Annotated in this window: 22 protein-coding genes and 1 pseudogene; 15 read left to right on the top strand and 8 right to left on the bottom strand. The window is 59.6% G+C overall.

Annotation, left to right across the window (positions count from 1 at the left end; translation table 11 throughout):
- The first annotated feature begins 1 nt into the window (after nucleotide 1).
- Nucleotides 2-901, top strand: a complete 900-nt coding sequence (gene xerC, locus ACP7EE_RS04490) for a tyrosine recombinase XerC (RefSeq protein ID WP_426233738.1) — start codon at nucleotides 2-4, stop codon at nucleotides 899-901.
- Nucleotides 898-1602, top strand: a complete 705-nt coding sequence (locus tag ACP7EE_RS04485; protein WP_426233737.1) for an HAD family hydrolase — start codon at nucleotides 898-900, stop codon at nucleotides 1600-1602. Before xerC ends, ACP7EE_RS04485 begins: the two co-directional genes overlap by 4 nt.
- A 196-nt stretch (nucleotides 1603-1798) precedes the next feature.
- Here the strand turns inward: ACP7EE_RS04485 and sutA are convergent, their stop codons facing one another.
- From sutA to glnK, 4 genes are all read right to left on the bottom strand, one after another.
- Nucleotides 1799-2122, bottom strand: a complete 324-nt coding sequence (gene sutA / locus ACP7EE_RS04480; protein ID WP_420647502.1) for a transcriptional regulator SutA — start codon at nucleotides 2120-2122, stop codon at nucleotides 1799-1801.
- A gap of 100 nt (nucleotides 2123-2222) precedes the next feature.
- Entirely contained in the window at nucleotides 2223-2648 is a 426-nt protein-coding gene (locus tag ACP7EE_RS04475; RefSeq protein ID WP_420647503.1) for a secondary thiamine-phosphate synthase enzyme YjbQ, read from the bottom strand.
- Between the two features lie 215 nt (nucleotides 2649-2863).
- Nucleotides 2864-4201: an ammonium transporter gene (locus tag ACP7EE_RS04470; RefSeq protein WP_420647504.1), complete on the bottom strand. Its 1338-nt coding sequence runs from the start codon at nucleotides 4199-4201 to the stop codon at nucleotides 2864-2866.
- A gap of 36 nt (nucleotides 4202-4237) precedes the next feature.
- The gene (glnK, locus tag ACP7EE_RS04465) at nucleotides 4238-4576 is read right to left on the bottom strand and encodes a P-II family nitrogen regulator (RefSeq protein ID WP_002555808.1); all 339 of its coding nucleotides are present in this window, start codon (nucleotides 4574-4576) and stop codon (nucleotides 4238-4240) included.
- Nucleotides 4577-4975: 399 nt separating this feature from the next.
- On the opposite strand from glnK, the gene ACP7EE_RS04460 reads away from it, so the two are divergent.
- The 10 genes and pseudogenes from ACP7EE_RS04460 to ACP7EE_RS04415 all read left to right on the top strand — a co-directional run bounded on the left by ACP7EE_RS04460 (nucleotide 4976) and on the right by ACP7EE_RS04415 (nucleotide 14889).
- Nucleotides 4976-5236, top strand: coding sequence for an accessory factor UbiK family protein (locus ACP7EE_RS04460; protein ID WP_420647505.1), 261 nt, complete (start codon nucleotides 4976-4978; stop codon nucleotides 5234-5236).
- Between the two features lie 109 nt (nucleotides 5237-5345).
- Nucleotides 5346-5540: pseudogene (locus ACP7EE_RS04455) on the top strand (BRO-N domain-containing protein); the annotation flags it as partial.
- Nucleotides 5541-5746: 206 nt separating this feature from the next.
- Nucleotides 5747-6292, top strand: coding sequence for an N-acetyltransferase (locus tag ACP7EE_RS04450; protein WP_426233736.1), 546 nt, complete (start codon nucleotides 5747-5749; stop codon nucleotides 6290-6292).
- Nucleotides 6293-6888: 596 nt separating this feature from the next.
- Nucleotides 6889-8382, top strand: a complete 1494-nt coding sequence (locus tag ACP7EE_RS04445) for a YifB family Mg chelatase-like AAA ATPase (RefSeq protein ID WP_426233735.1) — start codon at nucleotides 6889-6891, stop codon at nucleotides 8380-8382.
- 313 nt (nucleotides 8383-8695) lie between these two features.
- A complete protein-coding gene (locus ACP7EE_RS04440; protein ID WP_426233734.1) occupies nucleotides 8696-9859 on the top strand; it encodes a hypothetical protein in 1164 nt (387 codons plus the stop codon).
- A 31-nt stretch (nucleotides 9860-9890) separates the two neighbouring features.
- Entirely contained in the window at nucleotides 9891-10487 is a 597-nt protein-coding gene (locus tag ACP7EE_RS04435; protein WP_426233733.1) for an adenylyl-sulfate kinase, read from the top strand.
- Nucleotides 10484-11233 carry a class I SAM-dependent methyltransferase gene (locus tag ACP7EE_RS04430; RefSeq protein ID WP_420649221.1) on the top strand — a complete coding sequence of 250 codons (750 nt, stop codon included), beginning with the start codon at nucleotides 10484-10486 and terminating at the stop codon, nucleotides 11231-11233. The genes ACP7EE_RS04435 and ACP7EE_RS04430 overlap by 4 nt, the downstream gene beginning before the upstream one ends.
- A 5-nt stretch (nucleotides 11234-11238) precedes the next feature.
- Nucleotides 11239-13554, top strand: coding sequence for a PEP-utilizing enzyme (locus ACP7EE_RS04425; RefSeq protein WP_426233732.1), 2316 nt, complete (start codon nucleotides 11239-11241; stop codon nucleotides 13552-13554).
- Entirely contained in the window at nucleotides 13551-14153 is a 603-nt protein-coding gene (locus tag ACP7EE_RS04420; RefSeq protein ID WP_426233731.1) for a gamma-glutamyl-gamma-aminobutyrate hydrolase family protein, read from the top strand. Before ACP7EE_RS04425 ends, ACP7EE_RS04420 begins: the two co-directional genes overlap by 4 nt.
- A gap of 22 nt (nucleotides 14154-14175) precedes the next feature.
- A complete protein-coding gene (locus ACP7EE_RS04415; RefSeq protein ID WP_426206658.1) occupies nucleotides 14176-14889 on the top strand; it encodes a phosphocholine cytidylyltransferase family protein in 714 nt (237 codons plus the stop codon).
- Nucleotides 14890-14903: 14 nt separating this feature from the next.
- Here ACP7EE_RS04415 and ACP7EE_RS04410 read toward each other — a convergent pair whose 3' ends face one another.
- Both ACP7EE_RS04410 and ACP7EE_RS04405 read right to left on the bottom strand, forming a co-directional pair.
- Entirely contained in the window at nucleotides 14904-16880 is a 1977-nt protein-coding gene (locus tag ACP7EE_RS04410) for a methyl-accepting chemotaxis protein (protein WP_426206659.1), read from the bottom strand.
- A 187-nt stretch (nucleotides 16881-17067) separates the two neighbouring features.
- Nucleotides 17068-17988, bottom strand: a complete 921-nt coding sequence (locus tag ACP7EE_RS04405) for a LysR substrate-binding domain-containing protein (protein ID WP_420649226.1) — start codon at nucleotides 17986-17988, stop codon at nucleotides 17068-17070.
- 158 nt (nucleotides 17989-18146) lie between these two features.
- Here ACP7EE_RS04405 and ACP7EE_RS04400 point away from each other — a divergent pair, with 158 nt between their 5' ends.
- Nucleotides 18147-19544 carry a NorM family multidrug efflux MATE transporter gene (locus ACP7EE_RS04400; RefSeq protein WP_426233730.1) on the top strand — a complete coding sequence of 466 codons (1398 nt, stop codon included), beginning with the start codon at nucleotides 18147-18149 and terminating at the stop codon, nucleotides 19542-19544.
- A 109-nt stretch (nucleotides 19545-19653) separates the two neighbouring features.
- On the opposite strand, the gene ACP7EE_RS04395 is transcribed toward ACP7EE_RS04400, so the two are convergent.
- Nucleotides 19654-21327: a putative bifunctional diguanylate cyclase/phosphodiesterase gene (locus tag ACP7EE_RS04395; RefSeq protein ID WP_426233729.1), complete on the bottom strand. Its 1674-nt coding sequence runs from the start codon at nucleotides 21325-21327 to the stop codon at nucleotides 19654-19656.
- 265 nt (nucleotides 21328-21592) lie between these two features.
- On the opposite strand from ACP7EE_RS04395, the gene rep reads away from it, so the two are divergent.
- Nucleotides 21593-23602: a DNA helicase Rep gene (gene rep, locus ACP7EE_RS04390; protein ID WP_420649229.1), complete on the top strand. Its 2010-nt coding sequence runs from the start codon at nucleotides 21593-21595 to the stop codon at nucleotides 23600-23602.
- A gap of 52 nt (nucleotides 23603-23654) precedes the next feature.
- Complete coding sequence (locus tag ACP7EE_RS04385) at nucleotides 23655-24227, top strand: xanthine phosphoribosyltransferase (RefSeq protein WP_016772573.1); 573 nt, start codon at nucleotides 23655-23657, stop codon at nucleotides 24225-24227.
- Between the two features lie 128 nt (nucleotides 24228-24355).
- Here the strand turns inward: ACP7EE_RS04385 and ACP7EE_RS04380 are convergent, their stop codons facing one another.
- Nucleotides 24356-26278, bottom strand: a complete 1923-nt coding sequence (locus ACP7EE_RS04380; protein ID WP_426233728.1) for an acetyl-CoA hydrolase/transferase C-terminal domain-containing protein — start codon at nucleotides 26276-26278, stop codon at nucleotides 24356-24358.
- Between the last annotated feature and the right edge of the window lie 114 nt (nucleotides 26279-26392).

The following is a 26392-nucleotide window of genomic DNA, read 5'->3' as shown; positions in this document are numbered from 1 at the left end:
CATGCAACGGCAACTGGACGCTTACTGCGAACACCTGCGCAGCGAGCGACAGGTGTCGCCACATACGCTGTCGGCCTATCGCCGCGATCTGGATAAAGTCCTCGGTTGGTGCGTCAAACAGAACGTCGGCAGTTGGCAGGCGCTGGACATCCAGCGCCTGCGCAGCCTGATCGCCCGTCTGCACGGGCAAGGCCAATCCTCGCGCAGCCTTGCGCGGCTGCTCTCGGCAGTCCGTGGCCTCTATCACTATCTGAACCGTGAAGGGCTTTGCGATCACGACCCGGCAACCGGCCTGGCGCCGCCCAAAGGTGAACGCCGACTGCCGAAAACCCTCGATGCCGACCGTGCGCTGCAACTGCTGGAAGGCGCGGTCGAGGATGATTTTCTCGCACGTCGCGATCAGGCGATTCTCGAGTTGTTCTACTCCTCCGGGCTGCGTCTTTCGGAGCTGACCGGGCTTAATCTTGATCAGCTGGATCTGGCCGACGGCATGGTTCAGGTGCTCGGCAAAGGCAGCAAGACGCGCCTGCTGCCGGTCGGCAAAAAGGCCCGCGAAGCACTGGAACACTGGCTGCCGCTGCGCGCCATGGCCAACCCGGCGGACGACGCAGTGTTTGTCAGCCAGCAAGGTCGGCGTCTCGGCCCGCGTGCGATTCAGGTGCGGGTCAAACTCGCCGGCGAGCGTGAACTGGGGCAGAACCTGCACCCGCACATGCTGCGGCACTCCTTCGCCAGTCACTTGCTGGAGTCCTCGCAGGACCTGCGCGCGGTGCAGGAATTGCTCGGGCACTCGGACATCAAGACCACCCAGATCTACACCCACCTGGACTTCCAGCACCTGGCGGCGGTCTACGACAGCGCCCACCCACGGGCCAAACGCAGCAAAGGCGATGATTCATGAGCATCCAGTTGATCACCTTCGACCTCGACGACACCCTGTGGGATACCGCGCCGGTGATCGTCAGTGCTGAAGCGGTTTTGCGTGAATGGTTGAGCGAACACGCGCCGAATCTCGGCGCAGTGCCGGTGGAACATCTGTGGGCGATCCGCGAGCGCGTGCTGGCCAGCGATCCGAGCCTCAAGCACCGCATCAGCGCGTTGCGCCGCAAAGTGCTGTTCCATGCGCTGGAAGACGCCGGCTATGGTCATGACGAATCGTCGGATCTGGCTGACAAAAGTTTTGAAGTGTTCCTGCATGCGCGGCATCAGATCGAGGTATTCCCCGAGGTAGTGCCAACCCTCGAAGCGCTGGCCAATCACTACGCCCTCGGCGTGGTCACCAACGGCAATGCCGATGTGCGCCGTTTGGGCCTGGCCGATTACTTCAAATTTGCCCTGTGCGCCGAAGACATCGGCATCGCCAAACCGGATGCGCGGCTGTTCCACGAAGCCTTGCAGCGTGGCGGCGTGAACGCCGAGGCGGCGGTGCATATCGGCGATCATCCCGGCGATGACATAGCCGGAGCGCAGCAGGCGGGATTGCGCGCGGTGTGGTTCAACCCGGCGGGCAAAGTCTGGGAAGCCGAGCGCCTGCCGGATGCCGAGATCCGCAGCCTGACCGAACTGCCAGCCGTCCTCGCCCGCTGGAATGCCCAACACTGACCCTGAATTTACATCATTCCCTGTGGGAGCTGGCTTGCCAGCGATGGCGGCCTGTCAGACAACATTGATGTTGAATGTGCAAACCTCATCGCTGGCAAGCCAGCTCCCACAGGATCGCTATGCATTCACATTTTTCTTTCGCCCATGAAAAAGCCCGCAACAGCGGCGGGCTCTCTCAGCAAGCAAGCGGCACGCCTCAGATAGGGCGGCTGCCGTATTTGTTGTCCGGCTTCTTCGGCGGATCGGCGACCACATTGGCCTCCACTTCCTGCACTTTTCCGCCACGCGACAGGAACTCTTCCATGGCCTTGGCCAGGGCGTCGCGCTCTTTGTTCTTGGCTTCAACGCTCGGCAACTCATCGACTGATACCGCAGCCTTGGCTTTGCCTTTGGCAACCGGGACCGGCGTATCGCCACCGTCGTCATCGGCAACGTCTTCCGCTGCCGCTTCCAGGCCTTCGTCGGCCTCGTCTTCGTCGCCTACTTCGAGGTCGTCGGTTTCCAGATCATCGTCGCTCATGTTCTACCTCATGACTTGCGAAAAGCAGATTAGTTATAGACCAGCTTTGACAACTGTCGAAAGTTGCCGGAAAAAATCGTTCGCCACTGCAGACCAGCGGCTATGCCTGTTCACCGTAAACGGTGGCAAGGACTTTACGCGCACCGCCATGATCTCGGTGCTCGCCCAGATAAACGCCTTGCCAGGTTCCCAGTGCCAGCCGCCCTGCCGATATCGGCAGACTCAACTGACAGCCAAGCACGCTGGCTTTGAAGTGCGCCGGGAGGTCGTCCAGGCCTTCGTCGTTATGCTCGTAGCCGTCTGTACCTTGTGGGATCAGACGATTGAAAAATCGTTCGAAGTCGCGACGTACCGCCGGGTCGGCGTTCTCGTTGATGGTCAACGAGGCCGAGGTGTGCTGTAGCCACAAATGCAACAGACCGACCCGGCACGCCTTGAGTTCAGGCAGGCCTTCGATCAACTCGTCCGTTACCAGATGAAAGCCCCGAGGCCTTGCCCGCAGGGTAATCAGAGTCTGTTGCCACATACAGTTCTCCGCACGTTCGGGGCGCATTCTAGCGCGCTCTGGGAAAAAACAAAGTCCCTAATATTCCTGCCATTGCGTAAGCCTTTCGCCGTAGAAAAACCGTCGTCGTAAACACGACTAAAGCAGTACGAAAAATCCTTTCAGCCTGTCAGTTGATGACAAATTGCGCGCAAAAAAATGCCCGGCGAACCGGGCAAGTTTTTTTGCTGCGCGTCTTACAGGTTGTAGCCGCGTTCGTTGTGTTGAGCCAGATCGAGGCCCACCGCTTCTTCTTCCTCGGTCACACGCAGACCCATGACGGCGTCCAGCACCTTGAGGATGATAAAGGTGACGATCGCGGTGTAGATCACCGTGAAGCCCACGCCTTTGATTTGAATCCAGACTTGCGCACCGATATCGGTGACGGTGCCGAAGCCGCCCAGCGCCGGTGCAGCGAACACGCCAGTGAGGATCGCACCGAGAATACCGCCGATGCCGTGCACGCCGAAGGCGTCGAGGGAATCGTCATAACCCATTTTGCGTTTCAGGGTGGTGGCGCAGAAGAAGCACACCACGCCCGCCGCCAGACCGATGACCAGTGCGCCCATCGGGCCCACGGTGCCGGCAGCCGGAGTAATCGCCACCAGACCGGCAACCACACCCGAGGCAATGCCCAGTGCGCTCGGCTTGCCGTGAGTGACCCACTCGGCAAACATCCAGCCCAGTGCCGCAGCGGCGGTCGCAATCTGAGTCACCAGCATCGCCATGCCGGCGGTGCCGTTGGCAGCCACAGCGGAGCCTGCGTTGAAGCCGAACCAGCCAACCCAGAGCATGGCGGCGCCCATCAGGGTGTAACCAAGATTGTGCGGAGCCATCGGGGTGGTCGGGAAGCCTTTACGCTTGCCCAGCACCAGACAGGCAACCAGGCCCGCGATACCGGCGTTGATATGGACCACAGTGCCGCCCGCGAAATCGAGCACGCCCCAGTCCCACATCAGGCCACCATTGCCGGCCCAGACCATGTGCGCAATCGGCGCATACACCAGGGTGAACCAGATGGCCATGAAGATCAGCATCGCCGAAAACTTCATCCGCTCGGCAAACGCACCGACGATCAGCGCCGGGGTGATGATCGCAAAGGTCATCTGAAAGGTGATGAAGACCGCCTCGGGGAATAGCGCCGCAGGACCGGTAATGCTCGCCGGGGTAACGCCGGCAAGGAACGCCTTGCCAAAGCCGCCGACGAAGGAGTTGAAGTTGACGACGCCCTGCTCCATGCCGGTGGTGTCGAACGCGATGCTGTAGCCATAAATGACCCACAGGACGCTGATCAGACCGGTAATGGCGAAGCACTGCATCATCACGGAAAGAATGTTTTTCGAACGAACCATGCCGCCGTAGAACAGCGCGAGGCCTGGAATCGTCATGAACAGCACGAGGGCAGTAGCGGTAAGCATCCAGGCGGTGTCGCCGGAGTTCAGGACTGGAGCTGCCACTTCGTCTGCCGCCATGGCCAGGCCGGGCATTACGATAGACAACAGGGCTCCAAGCCCTGCGAATTTACGCAGAGTCATATTGTTTTCTCCTGGGGCGTTGGGGTTTGTGGCGGCTTAAATTGCGTCGGTATCGGTTTCGCCGGTACGGATGCGAATCGCCTGTTCCAGATTCACCACGAAGATCTTGCCGTCACCGATCTTGCCGGTGTTGGCCGCCTTGGTTATCGCCTCGATAACGCGGTCCAGATCCTTGTCGTCAATTGCAACGTCGATTTTCACCTTGGGCAGAAAATCGACCACATATTCCGCGCCGCGATACAGCTCGGTGTGACCCTTCTGCCGTCCGAAGCCTTTGACTTCAGTAACGGTAATGCCCTGCACGCCGATCTCGGACAGCGACTCGCGCACGTCGTCCAACTTGAACGGCTTGATGATGGCAGTGACTAGCTTCATGAAAACTCTCTCCCGAATTGGTGGACTTGCCCCAGGAAAACAAACCCGACTCAAGTCTAAGCGCAGTGCCTGGCTTTGTAACGCTTGGATGTCGCCGCCAGCTAACCGCTCCAGACGAAACTCCCCGCTCCGTCTGCCGCACTGCATTCGTCACAGCGACTGCATCAGTGCATGGGTCGAAGGTGACTAAGCAGAAAGCTTGCCATCTCGCCAAATACCTCTGAATTCAATCCCTTGGCCGCTGCCGCAGGCGCCTTCACGAAATCCGCCGAGCGGATACGCACAACAACGGTGCGTCGACGCCCGGCCGCTTGCGCGAAAAGCGTGCATCCGTGCCTGCGCGATTGACTATAGACACTGCGTGATACACTGCCGGCCATTGTTTTCAGGACATTTCCCATGCTCGCGCCCAAAGACTTCCTCGACGCCCTGAGCGGCACCGCCTCCCGCCTGTTCAACGGCGACACCCCGCTGCCGAAAGCCGAAATCGAAAGCCAGTTCAAGATGCTGCTGCAGAGTGCATTCAGCAAACTCGATCTGGTGAGCCGGGAAGAGTTTGATAGCCAGATGGTGGTTTTGGCGCGCACCCGCGCTCGACTGGAAAGCCTCGAAGCCAAAGTGGCCGAGATGGAAGCCAGGCTGACGCCGCCAGCCGAGTAACACCCCGCTTTCTTTGTAAATGCGGTCCCTGTGGGAGCGGGCTTGCCCGCGATTGAAGGTCGGAACGACCTTCCCGCTTCTCATCCGCCACAAACTCCGCCTCCACGGCCTGCGCGACGCACAACAACCAACCACAACCGAACGCCGACACCTCAGCTTGCTCAACTGGCCGGACATGTCGCTGAGTTTGCTGCACTGGAATAACCAGCCGTGGATACGGTTGCAGGATGTGCCGCAGATGATGGCGGAGGAACATGTGCAACGCCCCGCAGCGAGTTCATGGTGGAGGAAAGCCCGGCAGTAGATCTGAAGGCCGGATTGCCAAATCAGCAAGCTGAGTCATAGTCATTTCAGGCTCGTCACTGAAGTGACCATTTGTTTGTAATAATATTCAGTGTGCCACTCCGCAATCCTTCGCTTACATAAGTACCTTCCTACAGAAGCCGTCTCCCACGCCTGATTTCGCCACTCCCTCTCCTTTCGTTATCTTCTGCGACCAGATCCAGACAGATGAAAACGATGAGAAGAAAAGGCAAAGCAACGGATCTTCGTAACCAGACTTTCAGATCAAACTCGCGAAAGATCGCCTACAAATTCTTCCTCAAGGACATTGCTCCGAGAATCCCAAATATTGATGCAGCGGCGGTCAGGTTTGAGCCAATTACTCCAGCAGCGATAAAGCAATACTTCCTTTGGGAGGGGCCAACAATTTTCCCTTGGGATGATGTTGCAGGCTGGAAAAGTAAAGATGCGAAAGGTCTGGATTTGGCGATATGGTACAAACAGGTTCTTTACGGCATGTGCTATGCGACCCCGCGCGCAAGCTCTATCTGCTTAAAGATTGTTCTGTTGGAAGGGCATCCGGACAGGGCGCACCCACTTCGCGGCAGGATCGCGCCGATTGCTCTGCTTGTCGCAGATCACTATGCGCGAGCGCTAGGATGCAGAGAAATCCAGATTCAGGATCTTGATCCAAATGTTGTTTTTTACTACCGGAAACTGGGGTTCGAATTCGACCACACCAACCGGCTTGTCATTTCTGTGAACGGTCAATAACATCGAAATCAACAACCCAATCGCACGAGGTGCGTATGAGCCCAAAAAAGCGAAAGGCAAAGCTTCTTCAGATTGTTGAATTACACCTCGAAGCACTCCGGTTGGCTGGGGATATGTCAGCCAACCAACGGCGATTTATTGAAGTTGCTGTTACATCTGGGCCAGAGCTTGAGCCAAGCGGTCCGCTGGCCGGTAGAAGATCCTGAGTCAAAAAACAAAAAGGCGTCCATAGGACGCCTTTTTTGTGTTTGGAGGAGTAGTCGCAGCGATTCTTTAGCTCCCGGCCTTGCGACCTTGGGTTCAGAATCCGACGAGCTGGCCCGTCGTCACTACTTCAGAGAAACCAGCTTTCTCTGCTGCCAAAAATGCGGGGGAGCTTTTACTGGTGCCCAGTCCCGACGAATGCGCAGTTGCAGTCCTCGAACGGGAGGATCCGTCAATGCCGATCGAGAGTCAACGCTCCAATTCAGGCAAGCAGTGACAGCCCATCGGGTCTTGATACGTCTTGTAAACCTCTATTCAAGCACAGCAACTCCGCTCGACTACCCTTCAAAAACCCGCAGGAAGCGGCCCCCGATTCACATCAAGGAACGACCATGTCCCTCGCCATCGTCCACAGCCGCGCCCAGATTGGTGTGGATGCTCCCGCCGTCACCGTCGAAGTCCATCTGGCCAACGGTCTGCCCTCGCTGACCATGGTCGGCTTGCCCGAGGCCGCGGTGAAGGAGAGCAAGGATCGGGTGCGCAGCGCGATCATCAATTCCGGGCTGCAGTTTCCGGCGCGGCGCATCACGCTGAATCTGGCGCCGGCGGATCTGCCCAAGGATGGCGGGCGATTTGATCTGGCGATTGCGCTGGGGATTCTGTCGGCAAGTGTGCAGGTGCCGACGTTGACGCTTGATGATGTGGAGTGTCTGGGTGAACTGGCGTTGTCCGGCGCGGTGCGAGCCGTGCGCGGGGTGTTGCCGGCCGCGCTGGCGGCGCGCAAGGCCGGGCGCACGCTGGTGGTGCCGCGGGCGAATGCCGAGGAGGCGTGTCTGGCGTCGGGATTGAAGGTGATTGCGGTGGATCATCTGCTCGAGGCGGTGGCGCATTTCAATGGGCATACGCCGGTGGAGCCCTATGTCTCGGACGGGCTGATGCATGCCAGCAAACCCTATCCCGATCTGAGTGAGGTGCAGGGTCAGTTAGCCGCCAAACGCGCGCTGCTGATTGCGGCAGCCGGGGCGCACAACTTGCTGTTCAGCGGGCCACCGGGCACCGGCAAGACGTTGTTGGCGAGTCGGTTACCGGGGTTGCTGCCGCCGTTGGCCGAGAGCGAAGCGCTGGAGGTGGCGGCGATCCAGTCAGTCGCCAGTGGCGCGCCGCTGACCCACTGGCCGCAGCGTCCATTTCGCCAACCACATCACTCGGCGTCCGGCCCGGCACTGGTCGGCGGCAGTTCAAAACCGCAACCGGGCGAAATCACCCTCGCCCATCACGGCGTGCTGTTTCTCGATGAGCTGCCGGAATTTGATCGCAAGGTACTGGAAGTTCTGCGCGAGCCGCTTGAGTCCGGGTGGATCGTGATTTCCCGGGCCAAGGAACGGGTGCGTTTTCCCGCAAGGTTCCAACTGGTGGCCGCAATGAATCCATGCCCCTGTGGATATCTTGGCGAGCCAACTGGACGCTGTTCATGCACACCCGACATGGTGCAGCGCTACCGCAACAAGCTGTCAGGCCCGCTGCTCGACCGGATCGATCTGCACCTGACAGTGGCGCGCGAGGCGACGGCGTTGAACCCGGCAGTGAAACCGGGAGACGACAGCGCCAGCGCGGCGGCACTGGTGGCCGACGCCCGAGAGCGCCAGCAGAAACGCCAGGGCTGCGCTAACGCCTTTCTCGATTTGCCGGGATTGAAGAAGCACTGCAAGTTATCCACAGTCGATGAAACCTGGCTCGAGTCGGCATGCGAGCGACTAACCCTGTCGCTACGCTCGGCCCACCGTTTGCTCAAGGTTGCGCGAACACTGGCGGACCTCGAGCAACTTGACATGATCACTCGTGAGCATCTGGCCGAGGCATTGCAGTATCGGCCGGCAACCCAATGAAGGATGACGCAACGCGCCACTCTCAAGCGGCGCAAGCCTGCGCAAATAAAAATTTCGCACACTGATAGTGCGCAGACGTTATGTGATATAACGGCAACATTCTGTATAAAATTTGCGTTTTTAATTAAGCATCGACTTTTCACACAGCATATATCGAGGCGGTACTCATCATGGATAAGATTTCTTTTGCCCACCGGACGCAGCAGTTCAAAAAATAAACATCCGCATGAGTGCAGTCGCCAATATCAGACCATCCCGCGTCCGCTTGACTTGATTTATTTTCTCTATAAAACTTTAGAAGTAATCACTCACCATGAAAGATATTTTTTTGATCAGCAACGTTGCGCAAGGTGGCAAAACATATCTTGAGTATTTGTTGCCTGCGCTCAACTCACTGCGGAACACGTATAACTGCATTGTTCTTCAAACAGACAAAACCGGCCTGAGCAGAGAACAGACTGAAGATTTTCTCAACCACCCTGTGCAACAAGTGGACGTGGAATACATTTCAAACTTGCAATCGCAAGTTGTACTTTCCAATGACGCCTGGATTGGCCGTGTACTTGACGATTCAAACTTCGGCATCTTCATCAGCCATGGCAACGTCGGGATGCCGACCCAGGACAAATACTACTATTCAGAACTGACTTCCTACTGGGACGCGATTATTTGCTCTTCGCAGTCAGGATTTGACTTGCTTAAAACAGGGCTGCAACTTTACAGACACGACAGGAAAGCCCTGAAGGCCCTGATAACCGACGGAATTGCACTGCGCTCGGATCTTCGCCCGATCAGTGTAGTGCCAACGTTGCCGCTGAAAATCCCGGAGTTCTTCGAATCCGCTCGCCCTGCAGATAAAACCTCTGAGCAATATGTTGTCGGACTCTTGCCTACTCAACTTGGAATTTGCCCAAGTGGCGCGTCGCTGTATGAAAACCTGCAAACCGTCATTAACTCGATAAAAGACACTATTCCCCACGCGAAGTTTATATTGCGTCCGTACATGGCTGATCTCGCACACCCCAGTGTGAAAGACTTGTGCCAGCAACTTTCTCAACACGACTGGATCTCCATCGACGAGCAGGGAACAAGCAGTTCGGCTTTTTACCAGTTGTGCGACACCATCGTTACCGATGCTTCAACGGGTGGTGTTTCGTTCATGCTCAACACCGGCAAATTACCGATTTACTACGTGCCACTCACTGCAGAACAAAACCCTACAGTCGACGCCTGGCGCGAGCAGATGGAAAACTTGCTGCCGATCGCCAAGAACAGCAATGACCTCAAAGACATTGCGTTGGGGTTCAGCATGCTGTCGGCCGAGCACAGCCACTACATTTACAAGAAGTTCTACGAAGCACAGTACAGCCAATTGCCCCGCTCTCAGGATGTGTTCAAAGACCTGATCGAGCACCGCCACGAGTCGAGATTCAGCCAGCTCAGGCTCGACTCTTTTGGACGGGCAATGGGCGAGTAAAACTACCCTTGGAGCAGGCTGAGCTCATTAAATGGTTCAGCCTGCCGTTACAGTCACACCAAACAAAAATCAGACCGATATGAAACGCGATCTTGGCGCACAGGTAATCTGGATCACAGGCCTCTCGGGAGCCGGCAAATCAACGCTGGCCGGTGAACTCGTGGCCAGACTGCGCAGCAACGGCCAATCGGTTGTGCTGCTGGACGGCGATGAATTGCGCGAAGTGTTCGGCGCAACCGCAGCCAACTCGCAAAATCATGGCCGTGAAGGTCGGCTGGCGCTGGCGATGCAATACGCCCACCTGTGCCGAATGATTGCCGCACAAGGGCACACCGTCGTGATCGCGACGATTTCACTGTTTCATGAAGTTCATAAGTGGAACCGCGCCCATCAGCCGGGGTATTTCGAGGTGTACCTGAAAGTCCCGGTGGAGGAGCTGAGTCGCCGCGATCCCAAGGGTATCTACCGTCGTTACCACGCGGGTGAATTGCACAATGTCGCCGGACTCGATCTGGCCATTGATGAACCACAAGCAGCGGACTGGGTAGCCGAGTTCGATCCGCTGCGTTCCGGCCAGCATCTGGCCGATGATTTATTCAATAAAATTTATCCAAGGAATCTGCTATGAAAACGGAATGGGACTACACCACGCTGGCTGATGCTTACCTGAAACGTCCGGACTACGCCGACGCGGCGATCGACGCGATGCTCTCGATCGCCGGTGCCGAAAAAGGCGACGCGTTCTGTGACGTCGGCGCGGGTGTTGCGCACCTGACGCTGATGCTGGCTGCGCGTGAGCTGGATGTCACCGCGGTGGAACCCAACGATGCAATGCGCGCCAACGGCATCAAGCGCACCGCCGCATTGGGCAACGTCAAATGGCACGAGGGCACTGGCGAAGTCACCGGCCAGGCCGCGCAAGCCTTCGACATGGTCACCTTCGGCAGTTCCTTCAACGTCTGCGACCGCCAGCAGGCGCTCAAGGAAACCGCGCGTATCCTCAAGCCGCGTGGCTGGTTCGCCTGCATGTGGAACCACCGCAACCTTGAAGACCCGATTCAAGCGCGCATCGAAGCCATCATCAAAGAACGCGTGCCAGGTTATGGCTACGGCACCCGTCGCGAAGATCAGACCGCAGTGATCGATGCCAGCGAGCTGTTCGGCGCAGTGGTTCATCTGGATGCGCGAGTGATTCACCAACAAACCATCGCCGAATGCCTGGAAGCCTGGCGCTCGCACGCCACCCTGGAGCGTCAGGCCGGTGCGAACTTCCATGAAGTGATCAGCGCCATCGACGACTACCTGCAAAGTCTGCAGACGCCGTCGATCCAGATTCCGTACTCGACGAACATTTGGGTCGCGCAGCTGAGATAAGCCTGATGGCCCTGCATTTCTCAACCAAGGCCGGCACGCTGTCGCGCCTGCAAGGGCGACTCGCGTCGGCGCGCATTGCGCCGCTGCTGGCGTTCAGCGTGGCCGACTGGCAAGCGGATCGGCCAGCCTGTATTCGGGACATCCAGGGACGGCTGTCTGCCGCCCCGTGGATCGTGCGCTCCAGTTGCGCGCGCGAGGACAGCGCCGATGCCTCGTTCGCTGGCGCCTTCCTGTCGCTCGCGAATGTCGATGACCCCGGTCTGACCGACGCGATCGAACAGGTCATCGCCAGTTACGGCGATGTGCATCTGGCCGACGAGATACTGATCCAGCCGATGCTGGCCAACGTGTTGCGTTCCGGTGTCGCGTTTTCTCACGACCCCAACACCTGCGCGCCGTACCGGGTGGTGAACTGGTCCGAAGGTACTGACACTGCGTCGGTGACCGGCGGCATGGGTGGGCGACTCTGGCAGCAGGCGGCGCACAGCCCCGTGGCGCCGCCCGCATCGCTCGCTCCGGTGGTGGCCTTGCTTGAAGAATTGCTCGGTCTGTTCGGCGACCAACCTGTCGACTGCGAGTTTGCGGTAACCGGCGAAGCCACAGGCGAGGTTCTCTGGTTGCTCCAGGCTCGCCCCCTGATTTTGCCTGGGCGTCCGGAATCGGATGCTGCGCAAGCTGCGCGGCTGCAGAGTATCCAGCGCAAAGTGGCGCGCGGCATGCGCCCGCATCCGTTCCTGATCGGCCAGCGAACAGTCTATGGCGTGATGCCCGACTGGAACCCGGCCGAGATCATCGGCATTCGTCCGAAACCGCTGGCGCTTTCGCTGTATCGGGATCTGGTGACGGATTCGATCTGGGCGTATCAGCGTCACAACTATGGCTACCGAAACCTGCGCAGCTTTCCGCTGATGCCGCACTTTTTCGGCCTGCCCTACATTGACGTGCGGCTGTCGTTCAACTCCTTCATACCGGCAGACCTCGACGAAGAGCTGGCCGGGCGCTTGGTCGACTACTACATCGAGCGGCTGCTGGCGGAACCGACGCTGCACGACAAGGTGGAGTTCGAGATCGTTTTCTCCTGCTACACCCTGGATTTGTCACAACAGCTGGAGCGCCTGGCCAGTGCCGGTTTTCAGCAACATGAACTGGAAGCCATCAGCACCAGTTTGCGCAAGCTGACCAACCGCATCGTCCACCCGAAAGACGGTTTGTGGCGCAGCGATGCCAACAAACTCGACGTTCTCAACGCTCGCCGCGAAGAATTGCTGGCCTCCGACGCCGACCCGCTGGAGCGCATCTACTGGCTTCTGGAGGACGCGAAACGCTACGGCACCCTGCCCTTCGCCGGCCTGGCCCGCGCGGGTTTTGTCGCGGTGCAGATGCTCAGGTCGCTGGTGGCCGTCGGCGTGTTTTCGCAGGCTGACTACGATGCGTTCATGGCCGGTGTTTCTACCGTCAGCGGTCAGTTGGCGCGTGATCGGGCGATGCTCGACAAGGCGACGTTCCTGTCGCGCTACGGGCATTTGCGTCCGGGCACCTACGACATTCTGTCGCCGCGTTACGATGAAGCGCCGGAACTGTACTTTGACTGGAATCAACGTCCGTCTGCCCCGGAGCCTGTTCAGCCGTTTTCGCTGACGCTGCCGCAGATGCGCGAGATCGTGAAGCAGCTCGAAGCCCATGGCTTGCAGCCGGATCCGGTGGGTTTGCTGGACTTCCTGCAAAACGGCATCGAACTGCGCGAGCTGGCCAAATTCCACTTCACGCGCAACCTGTCCGACGCTCTGGCACTGATTGCGCAAGTCGGTGCCGAACACGGCATCGGGCGTGAAGACCTGGCCTACTGCGATATCAGCGCCTTCACCGAGCTGCACGTGGCGGCTGCGGATCCCAAAGAGGTGCTGTTGCGCAGCATCGAACAAGGCAAGGCGCGCTACGCCGAAACGCTGAAGTTATCGCTGCCGCCGATGATTACCTGCCCCGAGGATGTGTGGAGCTTCGAGTGGCCGGAAACGGCGCCGAATTTCATCACCCAAAAGCGTGTGACTGCGCCCGTGGTGCAATGCGATGACCGGGAAAAACTCGCCGGAGCAATTGTCTGCATTCCCAATGCCGACCCGGGCTTCGACTGGTTGTTTGCTTACCCGATTGCCGGGCTCATCACGGCGTGGGGCGGGGCCAATTCGCATATGGCGATTCGTGCCGGTGAACTCGGTTTGCCGGCCGTGATCGGTGCAGGTGAAGTGCTCTATCGTCGCTGGTCGACAGCGGACATCCTGCATCTGGATTGCCCGGGCCGCAGGGTGGAGATGATGACGTGAAAGTCGTGGCGATCAGCCAGCGGGTGGACAACCACCCGGAGCGCGGCGAGATCCGCGATGCGCTGGATCAGCGTTTGTGCGCTTTTCTGCTGGCGGCCGGTTTTATTCCAGTGCCGGTGCCCAATGGCCTGGATCATGCTTGCCTTGAGCAGTGGCTGGCGGCGGTTTCGCCCCATGCCATTGTGCTGTCCGGCGGCAATGACATCGGCCAATGCCCGGCCCGCGACCTGACTGAACAGCAACTGCTCGACCATGCCCGCACCCGGCGTCTGCCCGTGCTCGGTATTTGCCGAGGCATGCAAATGCTCGCGCACTGGGCAGGCGGAGAGCTGCAGCCGGTGACCGGCCATGTGCGCACGCGGCACCGGTTGTCCGGCCAGATCAAAGCAGACGTGAACAGCTTTCACAACCTGTCCCTTGCCAGTTGCCCGCCAGAATTTGAAGTGCTGGCGCACAGCGAAGACGGCGAAATTGAAGCCATCCGCCACTCACGCCTGCCTTGGCAAGGCTGGATGTGGCACCCGGAACGCGAGGCCGATTTTGCCGCGCACGATGTGCAGCGCATCCAGCTGCTTTTTGGCGAATCCGACCCCACTTGATCACTTACGGAACAGACCTGTTGTGAAAGCCATTATTCTCGCTGCCGGCCGTGGCAGTCGCATGAAAAGTCTCACCGATGAACGCCCGAAATGCCTGGTCGAATTGCGCGGCAAACCATTGCTCGAATGGCAGTTGGAGTCACTGCGCGCGGCGGGCATCAGCGAAATCGCTGTGGTCACAGGCTACAAGCGCGCGTTGCTGGCCGACAAAGGTCTGAGCGAATTTCATAACCCACGCTGGGCTGAAACCAACATGGTCGCGTCTCTGGCATGCGCCGAAGCCTGGCTTGCCGGGCAGCCGTGCATCGTGAGTTATTCGGATATTTTCTACAGCCCGACGGCTGTGCAGTCGTTGATGACCAACCAGGCATCGCTGGCCGTGACCTATGACCCGAACTGGTTGGCATTGTGGACACAACGTTTCGGCGATCCATTGCTGGACGCCGAAACGTTCCGTCTGAACAGCGACCAGACGCTGGCGGAAATCGGCAACAAACCGCAAACGGTGGATGAAGTCGAAGGCCAGTACATGGGTCTGCTGCGCTTCACGCCCGAGGGCTGGGCAGAAGTGGTTCGCCTACGCAGCGAATTGACCCCGAGCCAGTGCGACCAGATGCACATGACCAACACCCTGCAACGGGTCATCGATGCCGGTCGAGTGCCGATCGAAGCTGTGCCTTACACGGGAGAATGGGGAGAGGTCGACTCCAGCGAAGACCTCTCTGCCTACCAGTAAGCAGGCGCGCCGCTTCAACGGAAGCGGTCAACCTCGGAGCGCAGATCTGCTGCCAGTTTTTCCAGCTCCTTGGCAGTAATCGCCAGATTGGAAACCACTTCACGCTGCTCGCTGTTGGCCAGGGCGATGCTCTGCAAGTTGCTGCTGAGCAGAGTCGCAGTGCTGCTCTGTTCCTGAGTCGCGGTGGTGATCGCGGCAAACTGCTCACCGGCCGAACGGCTTTGCTCATCGATACGCGCCAGTGCCGAAGCGACGTTGGCGTTGCGCGACAAGCCTTCCTGCATCAGCAAATTGCCTTGTTCCATGGTGCTGATGGCGTTGCCGGTTTCCTGCTGAATGCTCTGGATCATGCCGGAGATTTCATCCGTCGCCTGACGGGTACGCGAAGCGAGGTTGCGCACTTCATCGGCCACCACGGCAAAGCCGCGACCCTGCTCGCCGGCACGCGCCGCTTCAATCGCGGCGTTGAGCGCCAGCAGGTTGGTCTGTTCGGCAATCGAGGTAATCACACCGACGATGCCACCGATTTCCTGCGAGCGCTGGCCGAGGGTGTTGATCACGGTGGCGGTGCTGTTCAGCGCGCCGGCAATCTGCTCCAGCGACGAGGACGCTTCGCCCATCGAGGTGCGACCGATCTGCGTTTGCTGAGCATTTTCCTGGGCCAGACGCTGGGTCGCACCCATGTTGTCGGCGATATCCAGCGAAGTCGCGGAGAACTCTTCAACCGCGCCAGCCATGCTGGTGATTTCGCCGGACTGCTGCTCCATGCCTTCATACGCACCACCGGACAAACCGGACAGCGCCTGAGCACGGCTGTTGACCTCGCCCGAAGCACGACGGATGTGCTCGACCATGGTCGACAGCGCCTGGCTCATCTGGTTAAACGCGCGCGACAGCTGACCGATCTCATCGTTGCTCGACACGTTCAGACGCACGCTCAGATCACCGGCGCCCAAGGCTTCGGCCTGACGCACCAGATCGCCCAATGGCTGCAATTTGCTGCGCAACAGCCACACCGCCGAACCGACCGCGATCAGCATCGCCAGCAGGCTGCCGATGGCCAGTTGAATGCCGACGCTCCAGGTCACGGCGCGGATTTCGCTTTTCGGCATGCTCGCCACCACCGACCACGGCCCGCCATCGAAGGGCACGGCGACGCTGTAGAAGTCTTCCGATTTGTCGCTCCAGAATTCGCCTTTACCCGGTTTCTTTGCCAGGCCGCCGATCACCGGAATCGCTTGATCCAGCGCCTGTACACCGGCCGGCGGCACCAACCATTTGTTCTGCTCATCGAGCAGCGCCAGCGAACCGGTCTGGCCGATGCGGAAGCGCTTGAGGTTGTCGAACTGGGCGTTCTGCGCGTCGGTGTAATCGAACCCGACGAACAGCACCGCAATCACCTTGCCGCCGCTGTCGCGCACCGGGGTGTATTGGGTCATGTAAGAACGTTCGAACAGCAAGGCACGGCCTACGTAGCTCTGGCCCGCCATCAACTTCGCATAGGCCGGGTGGGCGTGGTCAAGCAAGGTGCCGATGGCGCGGCTGCCGTCCTGCTTGGTCAGCGAAGTGCTGACCCGCACGAAGTCTTCACCGCTGCGCACGAACAACGTGGCGACGCCGGCAGTCATCTGCTTGAAGCCGTCAACTTCCTTGAAGTTGTTGTTCAACACTTCGCTGCCCAGGTGCAGACCCGGAGTCTGGGTGCCGGCCACGTTCACCGGTTCATCCGGATGAATGCTCAGCCCCGTGCTGAACCGCTTCTCGAACAGCCCGCTCAGGCGCTGAGTGCTTTCACGCAGCGTGCCGTGAAAGGTGCTCAGCTGGTCGGCCAGCAGGCGCGCCTCACTGGCCAGATGCTCCTCACGGGTGGCGAGGTTGGCGGTATCCAGCGAGCGCAGGGCGAACACCGTACTGCCGCTGATGACAATCGCCAGTATCACGGCGAGCGCGAGGCCCAGCTGCGAGGCGATCCGAGCACGAGGTTGAGACATGGACAGCTCCTGGCCGAGCTGCGGATCCTCCTTGATCGCGGCACTTGCTCGGAAAATTTCTAATAATGGGGGTGAATCGTGAAACCGGCACGTCGGTCCCACCTGCACGTATTCGGCGGCAAAACCGAATACTTGAGTAGATAGCGCGGTTATGGCGAAAGGCCGGCATTGTGCAGGCTCGAACGTTTCAGCTCAAGCGTGTGACATCCGGCAGGGCCATGGCGCGCACTTCGCCTTGCAGGAAGTCGCTGAGGCGGCGCAAACGTTCACCTCCCGGACGGGTTTTCGGCCACACCAGATAATAATTCTCCCCACTGGCGACGGCGGTCGGCCACGGCAAACTCAACCTGCCCTGCGCCACATCCTCGGCAACCATCAGCAAATCGCCCATGGAGACGCCGTACCCGCGAGCGGCGGCAATCATGCCCAGTTCCAGGGTATCGAAGACCTGCCCGCCCTTGAGCGAGACCTGATCAGCGAGACCCATGCGCAGCAGCCAGTTGCGCCAGTCGCGACGATCCGGGGTCGGGTGCAGCAGCTCGGCGCTGGCCAGCCGCGCCACGTCCCACGGCTGATCGTTGAGCAAATTCGGCGCGCCGACCGGAATCAGCTCTTCAGGGAACAGATAACTCGCCTCCCAGTCCGGCGGGAAATGGCCGTTGCTCAGCAGCACTGCGCAATCGAATGGCTCGTCGTTGAAATCCACCGAATCAATGTCCATCCAGGCACTGGTCAGTTGCACCTCATTGCCCGGCTGCAGATGACGGAAGCGACTGAGGCGCGCCAGCAACCAGCGCATGGTCAGGGTCGAGGGGGCTTTCATGCGCAGGATGTCATCTTCGGCGCGCAGGGTATTACAGGCTCTTTCCAGCGCGGTGAAGCCGTCGCGGATACCCGGTAACAGCATGCGCGCCGACTCGGTCAGTTGCAGATTGCGTCCGCTGCGGTGAAACAGCCGACAGGCGAAATGCTCTTCCAGCGTACGAATGTGCCGACTGACCGCGCTCTGGGTGATCGACAACTCTTCAGCCGCGCGGGTAAACGAACTGTGCCGCGCCGCCGCTTCGAATGCGCGCAAGGCATACAAGGGAGGAAGTCGACGGGACATGGATCAGGCTCCAATTGCGGGATTTCGCCAACTTAGCAGAATCACGCCTGGATGAGTTTTAATCATGCTACCCATCCTTTTTATCCCTTTGTGCAAAGCTTGTTGAGGGCCGAGAATCGACGGTCTCTTGCCCCCTCGATTAAATGGATGTGATGACCATGCAGCGACCTGTGCGTACCGAACTCTGGGCCATTTTGCGGCTGGCGGGGCCGTTGATCGCCTCGCAGTTGGCGCACATGTTGATGGTGCTGACCGACACCCTGATGATGGCCCGCCTCAGCCCCGAAGCCTTGGCCGGCGGAGGGCTGGGCGCGGCGACTTATTCGTTCGTGTCGATCTTCTGCATCGGCGTGATTGCGGCGGTCGGCACGTTGGTGTCGATTCGCCAGGGCGCCGGCGATATTGTCGGCGCTGCCAAACTGACTCAGGCCGGTTTGTGGCTGGCGTGGCTGATGGCGCTCGGTGCCGGTCTGCTGCTGTGGAACCTGGAACCGGTATTGCTGCTGTTCGGCCAGACCGAAACCAACGTCACCGCCGCCGGGCAATTTCTCATCGCGCTGCCGTTCGCGCTGCCCGGCTACCTGAGCTTCATGGCCCTGCGCGGGTTCACCAGCGCCATCGGCCGCGCGACGCCAGTGATGGTTATCAGCCTGGTGGGCACGGTCGCGAATTTTCTGCTGAATTACGCGCTGATCACCGGCATGTTCGGCCTGCCGAAACTCGGCTTGATGGGCATCGGCCTGGTCACGGCGATTGTCGCCAACTGCATGGCACTGGCGCTGGCCTGGCACATTCGTCAGCATCCGGCCTACGACGCTTATCCGTTGCGTCAGGGCTTGTCGCGGCCGAACCGCCAATACCTCAAAGAGCTGTGGCGTCTGGGCCTGCCGATCGGCGGCACTTATGCGGTGGAAGTCGGCCTGTTCGCTTTCGCGGCGCTGTGCATGGGCACCATGGGCAGCACGCAGCTCGGTGCGCACCAGATTGCGCTGCAAATTGTCTCGGTAGCGTTCATGGTGCCGGCGGGGATGTCGTACGCGATCACCATGCGCATCGGCCAGCATTATGGCGCCGGGCAGCTCAATGATGCGCGGATGTCCGGCCGGGTCGGGATCCTATTCGGTGCGGTGGTGATGTTGGCCTTTGCGATGGTGTTCTGGCTGTTGCCAAATCAATTGGTCGGCTTATTCCTCGATCACAACGACCCGGCATTTTCCGAGGTGATTCAACTGGCCGTGAGCCTGTTGGCAGTCGCCGCGTGGTTTGAGCTGTTCGATGGCACGCAGACGATCGCCATGGGCGCCATTCGTGGACTCAAGGATGCGAAGACCACGTTCCTCGTTGGTCTCGGTTGTTACTGGCTGATTGGCGCACCGGCGGCGTGGCTGATGGCGTTCCATCTGCACTGGGGGCCGACGGGCGTCTGGTGGGGGCTGGCGCTGGGGCTGGCGTGTGCGGCGGTGAGTTTGACGCTGGCATTCGAGTGGAAGATGAAGCGGATGATTCGGCGCGAGCCTGCTGCTACGCATCAGTACACAGCTGCCCAGACTGACTGAGATCACCTTGTGGGAGCGTGGCTTGCCCGCGATGAGGGCGTGTCAGTCGATATCAATGCTGACTGATCCGCCGCCATCGCGGGCAAGCCCGCTCCCACAGGGGATGTGCTCAGCTCACGATTTCGAGAGGCGTCTGCTGGCTCGCATCGAAGGATAAATACTCAACCAACTCAGCCAGCGGCAACGGCTTGCTGATCAGATACCCCTGTACCTGATCACAACCAAACCCGCGCAACAGCTCAAGTTGCTCCGAGGTTTCCACGCCTTCCGCGACCACTTCCAGATGCAGGTTGTGCGCGAGGTTGATCATCGCGTGCACCAGTTTACGGTTCTCTTCGCGCTGTTCCATGCCGCCGACGAAGCTCTTGTCGATCTTCAGCAAGGTGATCGGCAGGCTGTTGAGGTGCACGAACGAGGAAAACCCGGTGCCGAAGTCATCCAGCGAGAAGCGCACGCCGAGGCGGCCGAGGGCATCCATGGTCTGTTTGACCAGGTCGCTGCGGCGCATCACGGCGGTTTCGGTGAGTTCGAATTCCAGCCACTGCGCCTCGACCCCGCGCTCAGCGATCAGACGACTAAGCGTCGGCAGCAACTGGCTGTCCTGAAACTGGCGGAACGACAGGTTGATCGCCATGTGCAGCGCCGGCAGACCGCGTTCGCGCAACGCCTGCATGTCACGCAAGGCACGGGAAATCACCCAATAACCCAGCGGCACGATCAGCCCGCTCTGCTCGGCCAGCGGCACAAATTCGCTCGGCGGCAGCAGACCGCGTTCGCTGTGGCGCCAGCGCACCAGGGCTTCGAGACCGACGATCTGCCCGTCCGCCATGTTCAGGCGCGGCTGGTAATGCAACTCCAGCTCATCGCGGCGCAAGGCCCGGCGCAGCTCGCTTTCGAGATCGGCCATGCTGCGCGCGTTGCGGTTGATGCGTTCGTTGAAGATATGAAAGGTGCAGCCCTGAGTGCTCTTGGCCTGCTGCATGGCGATATGCGCGTGCCACATCAGTGGATCGGCGCCGCCCTGCGCGCGGGCATGCGCGATGCCGAGGCTGGAGCCGATCAACAGGCTTTCGCCGTCGACCCAGTAGGGTTCGGCCAAGGCTTCGGTGATGCGTTCGGCAATCCACTCGGCGCGTTGCGGCGCGCGGCGGGTGTCGATCAGCAAGGCAAATTCGTCGCTGCCCAGACGTGCCAGTTGATCACCGGCCTCCAGCTGACTTTTCAGCCGCGCGACCACTTGCAGGATCAAACGGTCGCCGGCCTGATGGCCGAGTGCGTCGTTGGCGTGACGAAAATTGTCGAGATCGAGATGACCGAGGGCCAGGCCGCGGCCATCGTTTTCGGCAAGGCGCGCCGTCAACAACGTCTGGAAGCCCTGACGGTTGGCGATGCCGGTCAGCGGATCCTGCTCGGCGAGGCGTTGCAGAGTATTTTCCAGCACGCCACGTTCGCGCACATGGCGCAGACAACGACGCAGCATGTCGGGATCGAGCGCATCACGCACCAGCCAGTCACTGACGCCATCAGGTGCGCTCGCTGGTTCGTGCTCCAGCAACAGCACGGTCGGCAGGTTGCAACGCCCGGGTGCCGGTTGCAATGCCGCAATGGTCAACAACACCGCATTGCGGTTGTCTTCGAACAGGCGGCTGACCGACTCCCAGCTCGGCGCGCTGATCAGCACTGCCGCGCTCCCCATGGGAGCCAGACACTCGCGTAATAACGCTGTCCACGCTGGCTCTTCGGCCAGTAGCAGCAAACGCAAGGGTTCGACAGGCGTAGTCAAGCTGACTCCCTAGACTCTGCAATGATGTGGGCGGCGGGCATTATGCCGTTGCGCAGAGCAATGTCCAAATGACAACAGTTATCAAAAACCGCACTGTGTGTCATGAGTGAGAACATTAGCCGCAAAATCACCACGCATCCTGCGTGAAAGTAGCAAAACCGGCAAATTTGAATCGCGTATTGCGTCACAAGTCGGACAGAGCAGCACAATTCGCTGAGCCTGTTAAAATGCCGGCCCATTTCGTCAACGACTCCCGAATTTTTCTATGTCCCGACTCAATCCCCGGCAGCAAGAAGCCGTGAGCTACGTCGGCGGCCCTCTTTTGGTGCTCGCCGGCGCTGGCTCCGGCAAGACCAGCGTGATCACGCGCAAAATCGCGCACCTGATCCAGAACTGCGGCATCCGCGCCCAGTACATTGTCGCCATGACCTTTACCAACAAGGCCGCGCGCGAGATGAAGGAACGGGTCGGCACCCTGCTCAAGGGCGGCGAAGGCCGTGGCCTGACGGTGTGCACTTTCCACAACCTGGGCCTGAACATCATCCGCAAGGAACACGTGCGGCTGGGCTACAAACCGGGCTTCTCGATCTTTGACGAGACTGACGTCAAAGCGCTGATGACCGACATCATGCAAAAGGAATACGCGGGCGACGACGGCGTCGACGAGATCAAGAACATGATCGGCTCGTGGAAAAACGACCTGATCCTGCCGCCCGAAGCGCTGGAAAACGCGCGCAACCCCAAGGAACAGACTGCCGCCATCGTCTACACCCACTATCAGCGCACGCTCAAGGCGTTCAATGCGGTGGACTTTGACGACCTGATCCTGCTGCCGGTGAAGCTGTTTCAGGACAACCCCGACATCCTCGAGAAGTGGCAGAACAAAGTCCGCTACCTGCTGGTGGACGAATATCAGGACACCAACGCCAGTCAGTATTTGCTGGTGAAATTGCTGATCGGCACGCGCAATCAGTTCACCGTAGTCGGCGACGATGACCAGTCGATCTACGCCTGGCGCGGCGCGCGGCCGGAAAACCTGATGCTGCTCAAGGACGACTATCCATCGCTGAAAGTCGTGATGCTGGAGCAGAACTATCGCTCGACCAGCCGCATTCTGCGCTGCGCCAACGTGCTGATCTCGAACAACCCGCACGAATTCGAAAAGCAGCTGTGGAGTGAAATGGGTCACGGCGACGAGATCCGCGTGATCCGCTGCCGCAACGAGGACGCCGAAGCCGAGCGCGTGGCCATGGAAATCCTCAGCCTGCACTTGCGCACCGACCGCCCGTACAGCGATTTCGCGATCCTCTATCGCGGCAACTACCAGGCCAAGCTGATCGAGCTGAAGTTGCAGCACCATCAAGTGCCGTATCGTTTGAGCGGCGGCAACAGCTTCTTCGGCCGCCAGGAAGTCAAAGACCTGATGGCCTACTTCCGGCTGATCGTGAACCCGGATGACGACAACGCCTTCCTGCGGGTGATCAACGTGCCGCGCCGCGAAATCGGCTCGACCACCCTGGAAAAACTCGGCAATTACGCCACCGAACGCAAGATCTCGATGTACGCCGCCACCGACGAAATCGGCCTGGGCGAACATCTCGACAGTCGCTTCACCGATCGCCTGTCGCGCTTCAAGCGCTTCATGGACAAGGTGCGCGAGCAGTGCGCCGGCGAAGACCCGATCTCGGCGCTGCGCAGCATGGTCATGGACATCGACTACGAGAACTGGCTGCGCACCAACAGTTCCAGCGACAAGGCTGCGGACTACCGGATGAGCAACGTCTGGTTCCTGATCGAGGCGTTGAAGAACACCCTCGAGAAGGACGAAGAAGGCGAAATGACCGTCGAGGACGCCATCGGCAAACTGGTCCTGCGCGACATGCTCGAGCGGCAGCAGGAAGAGGAAGATGGCGCCGAAGGCGTGCAGATGATGACCTTGCACGCGTCCAAGGGTCTGGAATTTCCCTACGTGTTCATCATGGGCATGGAAGAGGAAATCCTTCCGCACCGCTCCAGCATCGAAGCCGACACCATTGAAGAAGAACGCCGCCTGGCCTACGTGGGCATCACCCGCGCGCGCCAGACCCTGGCCTTCACCTTCGCCGCCAAGCGCAAACAGTACGGCGAGATCATCGATTGCGCGCCAAGTCGCTTCCTCGATGAGCTGCCGCCGGACGATCTGGCGTGGGAAGGCAACGACGACACACCGACCGAAGTCAAAGTCGTGCGCGGCAACAGCGCATTGGCGGATATACGCGCGATGTTAAAGCGCTAGAATTGACCACTTTTTTTGATCAGGCGCGCATGCGCCGAACGAGGACAGCTTCATGGAAGCACTGCACAAGAAAATCCGCGAAGAAGGCATCGTGCTTTCCGATCAGGTCCTGAAAGTCGACGCCTTTCTGAACCACCAGATCGACCCGGCCCTGATGAAGCTGATCGGTGACGAATTCGCCGCGCTGTTCAAGGACTCGGGCATCACCAAGATCGTCACCATCGAAGCTTCGGGCATTGCCCCGGCGATCATGACCGGTCTGAACCTCGGCGTGCCGGTGATCTTCGCCCGCAAGCAACAGTCCCTGACCCTGACGGAAAACCTGCTGTCGGCGACCGTTTACTCGTTCACCAAGAAGACTGAAAGCACCGTGGCCATCTCCCCGCGCCACCTGACCAGCAGCGACCGCGTGCTGATCATCGACGACTTCCTGGCCAACGGTAAGGCGTCCCAGGCACTGATTTCGATCATCAAGCAGGCCGGCGCTACCGTCGCCGGTCTGGGTATCGTGATCGAGAAATCGTTCCAGGGCGGGCGTGCCGAGCTGGATTCGCAGGGCTATCGCGTCGAGTCGCTGGCTCGCGTGCAGTCGTTGAAGGATGGCGTTGTAACCTTCATCGAATAACCATGCCAGACCGCATTAACCCTGTGGGAGCTGGCTTGCCAGCGATGGGGCCCTGTCAGCCAACATTGATGTTGGAAGATACACCGCCATCGCTGGCAAGCCAGCTCCCACAGGTTATGTGTTGGTCGTTATGGCTGTGTGGCTTTTAGGCCTGTGAGTAGCAGGCGTTGAAACAGATCTTCTTTCAGGCCTTCCGGACTGCTCAGTTGCATGCGCTCAAGATGCTCGGGGTATAGCGCAGCCTCGGGTGCGTCGAGGGCGGCTTTGCCGAGTTCGAAGATTTCGGTGAGTTTGAACTTGCTCTTCAGCCAGTTCAGCGCGCGCAACAGGTCGCGTTCCACCTCAGTAAAATCACAGCCCAGCGGATACTCCGGAAACAGGTTCGGATGTTTTGCGGCAATCGCCTGCAAGCGTTGTGGCGTGTTGTCGGCGAAACGTGGATCGATGCGGAAATCCTTCGGCAGTTTGCCGACCTTCTGCGCCTGCTCGATCAGCCCCGGCTGGAAGCGTGAATCGCTGATGTTCAACAACGCCTCAATCACTGCTGAATCTGTCTTACCGCGCAGATCGGCGATGCCGTACTCGGTAACCACAATGTCGCGCAAATGCCGTGGAATCGTGCAGTGGCCGTACTCCCAGACAATGTTCGAACTGACATCGCCACCCGACTCGCGCCAACTGCGCAGGATCAGCACCGAGCGCGCGCCTTCCAGTGCATGCCCCTGAGCAACGAAGTTGTACTGCCCGCCAACGCCACTGAGCACGCGCCCGTCTTCCAGTTGATCAGCCACTCCGGCGCCCAGTAGGGTCATGGTGAACACGGTGTTGATAAACCGTGCATCGAGGCGCTGCAAACGCTTGAGTTGTTCCTGACCGTACAGCTCGTTGATGTAGCTGATGCGGGTCATGTTGAATTCGAGACGCTTGCTTTGCGGCAACTCACGCAAGCGCTCATAAAAACTGCGCGGGCCGAGGAAGAAGCCGCCATGCACCGAAATGCCGTCGGTTTGCGCCGCCTCATCGAGAGTGCCGGCATTGGCCTGCTCCTGCGTCGGCACGTCGGGGTAGACCTTGCGCCGGATGATCCCCGCATCCGCCAACACCAGCAGACCGTTGACGAACATTTCGCTGCAACCGTAAAGGCCTTTGGCAAACGGCGCGGTGCCGCCCTCCTTGTGGATAAGTTGCGCCCACTGGCTGAGATTGATGTCGGCCAGCAGCGTTTGATAACCGGCATTGTCGGCCTGACGGGCGAGCAACGCCGCGGTGAGCGCATCGCCCATCGAACCGATGCCGATCTGCAGCGTGCCGCCGTCGCGCACCAGCGTACTCGCGTGCAAACCGATGAAGTGATCCTGAAAACCCACGGGCATGTTCGGCGTGGAGAACAGCGTGGAGCTGTCCTTTTCGTCTATCAGAAAATCGAAGGCATCGATGTCGACTTCCGCATCGCCCGGCATGTAAGGCAGATCGGTGTGCACTTGACCGACCAGCAGAATGGTTTCCCCGGCCTCGCGACGCTTGGCGATCATCGGCAGCAGGTCGAGGGTGATGTCCGGGTTACAGCTCAGACTGAGACGATCCGGATGTTCGCCGCTGCTCGCGACCAACTGCGCCACAAGATTGAGACCCGCAGCGTTGATGTCGCGGGCGGCGTGGCTGTAATTGCTGCTGACGTAATCCTGCTGGGCCGGCGCGCTGTTGAGCAGGCTGCCGGGCTGCATGAAAAACTGTTCGATATGGATATTGGCGGGCAAGCTGTCGCGGTGCAGATCGGCGAGGAACGCCAATTCCGGATAGTCACCGAACACGCGCTCGACGAAGGGTTCGATAAAGCGCTTCTGCAAGCCGTCACCCAAGTTCGGCCGGCCGAGGCACAGGGCGGTGTAGATCGTCAGTTGCCGCTCGGGCAGGGCTGCGATGCGCCGGTACAACGCGTTGACGAAGTGATTGGGCTTGCCCAGGCCCAGCGGCATGCCCATGTGGATATGCGCCGGCAACCGCGCCAGCACGTCGTCCACTGCTTGTTCGATCGAACACAACTGCACCATCTGAAGCCTCCCGCCCGTTCCGTGAATAGAGGTACGACCGAGATTGCCGGGTCTTTGCTGCAATGAACAGCCTCAAGGCTGAATCGCAGGCACAAAAAAACCGTCCGAAGACGG

The organism is Pseudomonas sp. TWP3-2, from assembly GCF_049897765.1.
Taxonomy (GTDB): Bacteria; Pseudomonadota; Gammaproteobacteria; order Pseudomonadales; family Pseudomonadaceae; genus Aquipseudomonas.
Note: the sequence above shows the minus strand (reverse complement) of the source record. Positions and strands in the feature narration are given on the sequence as shown.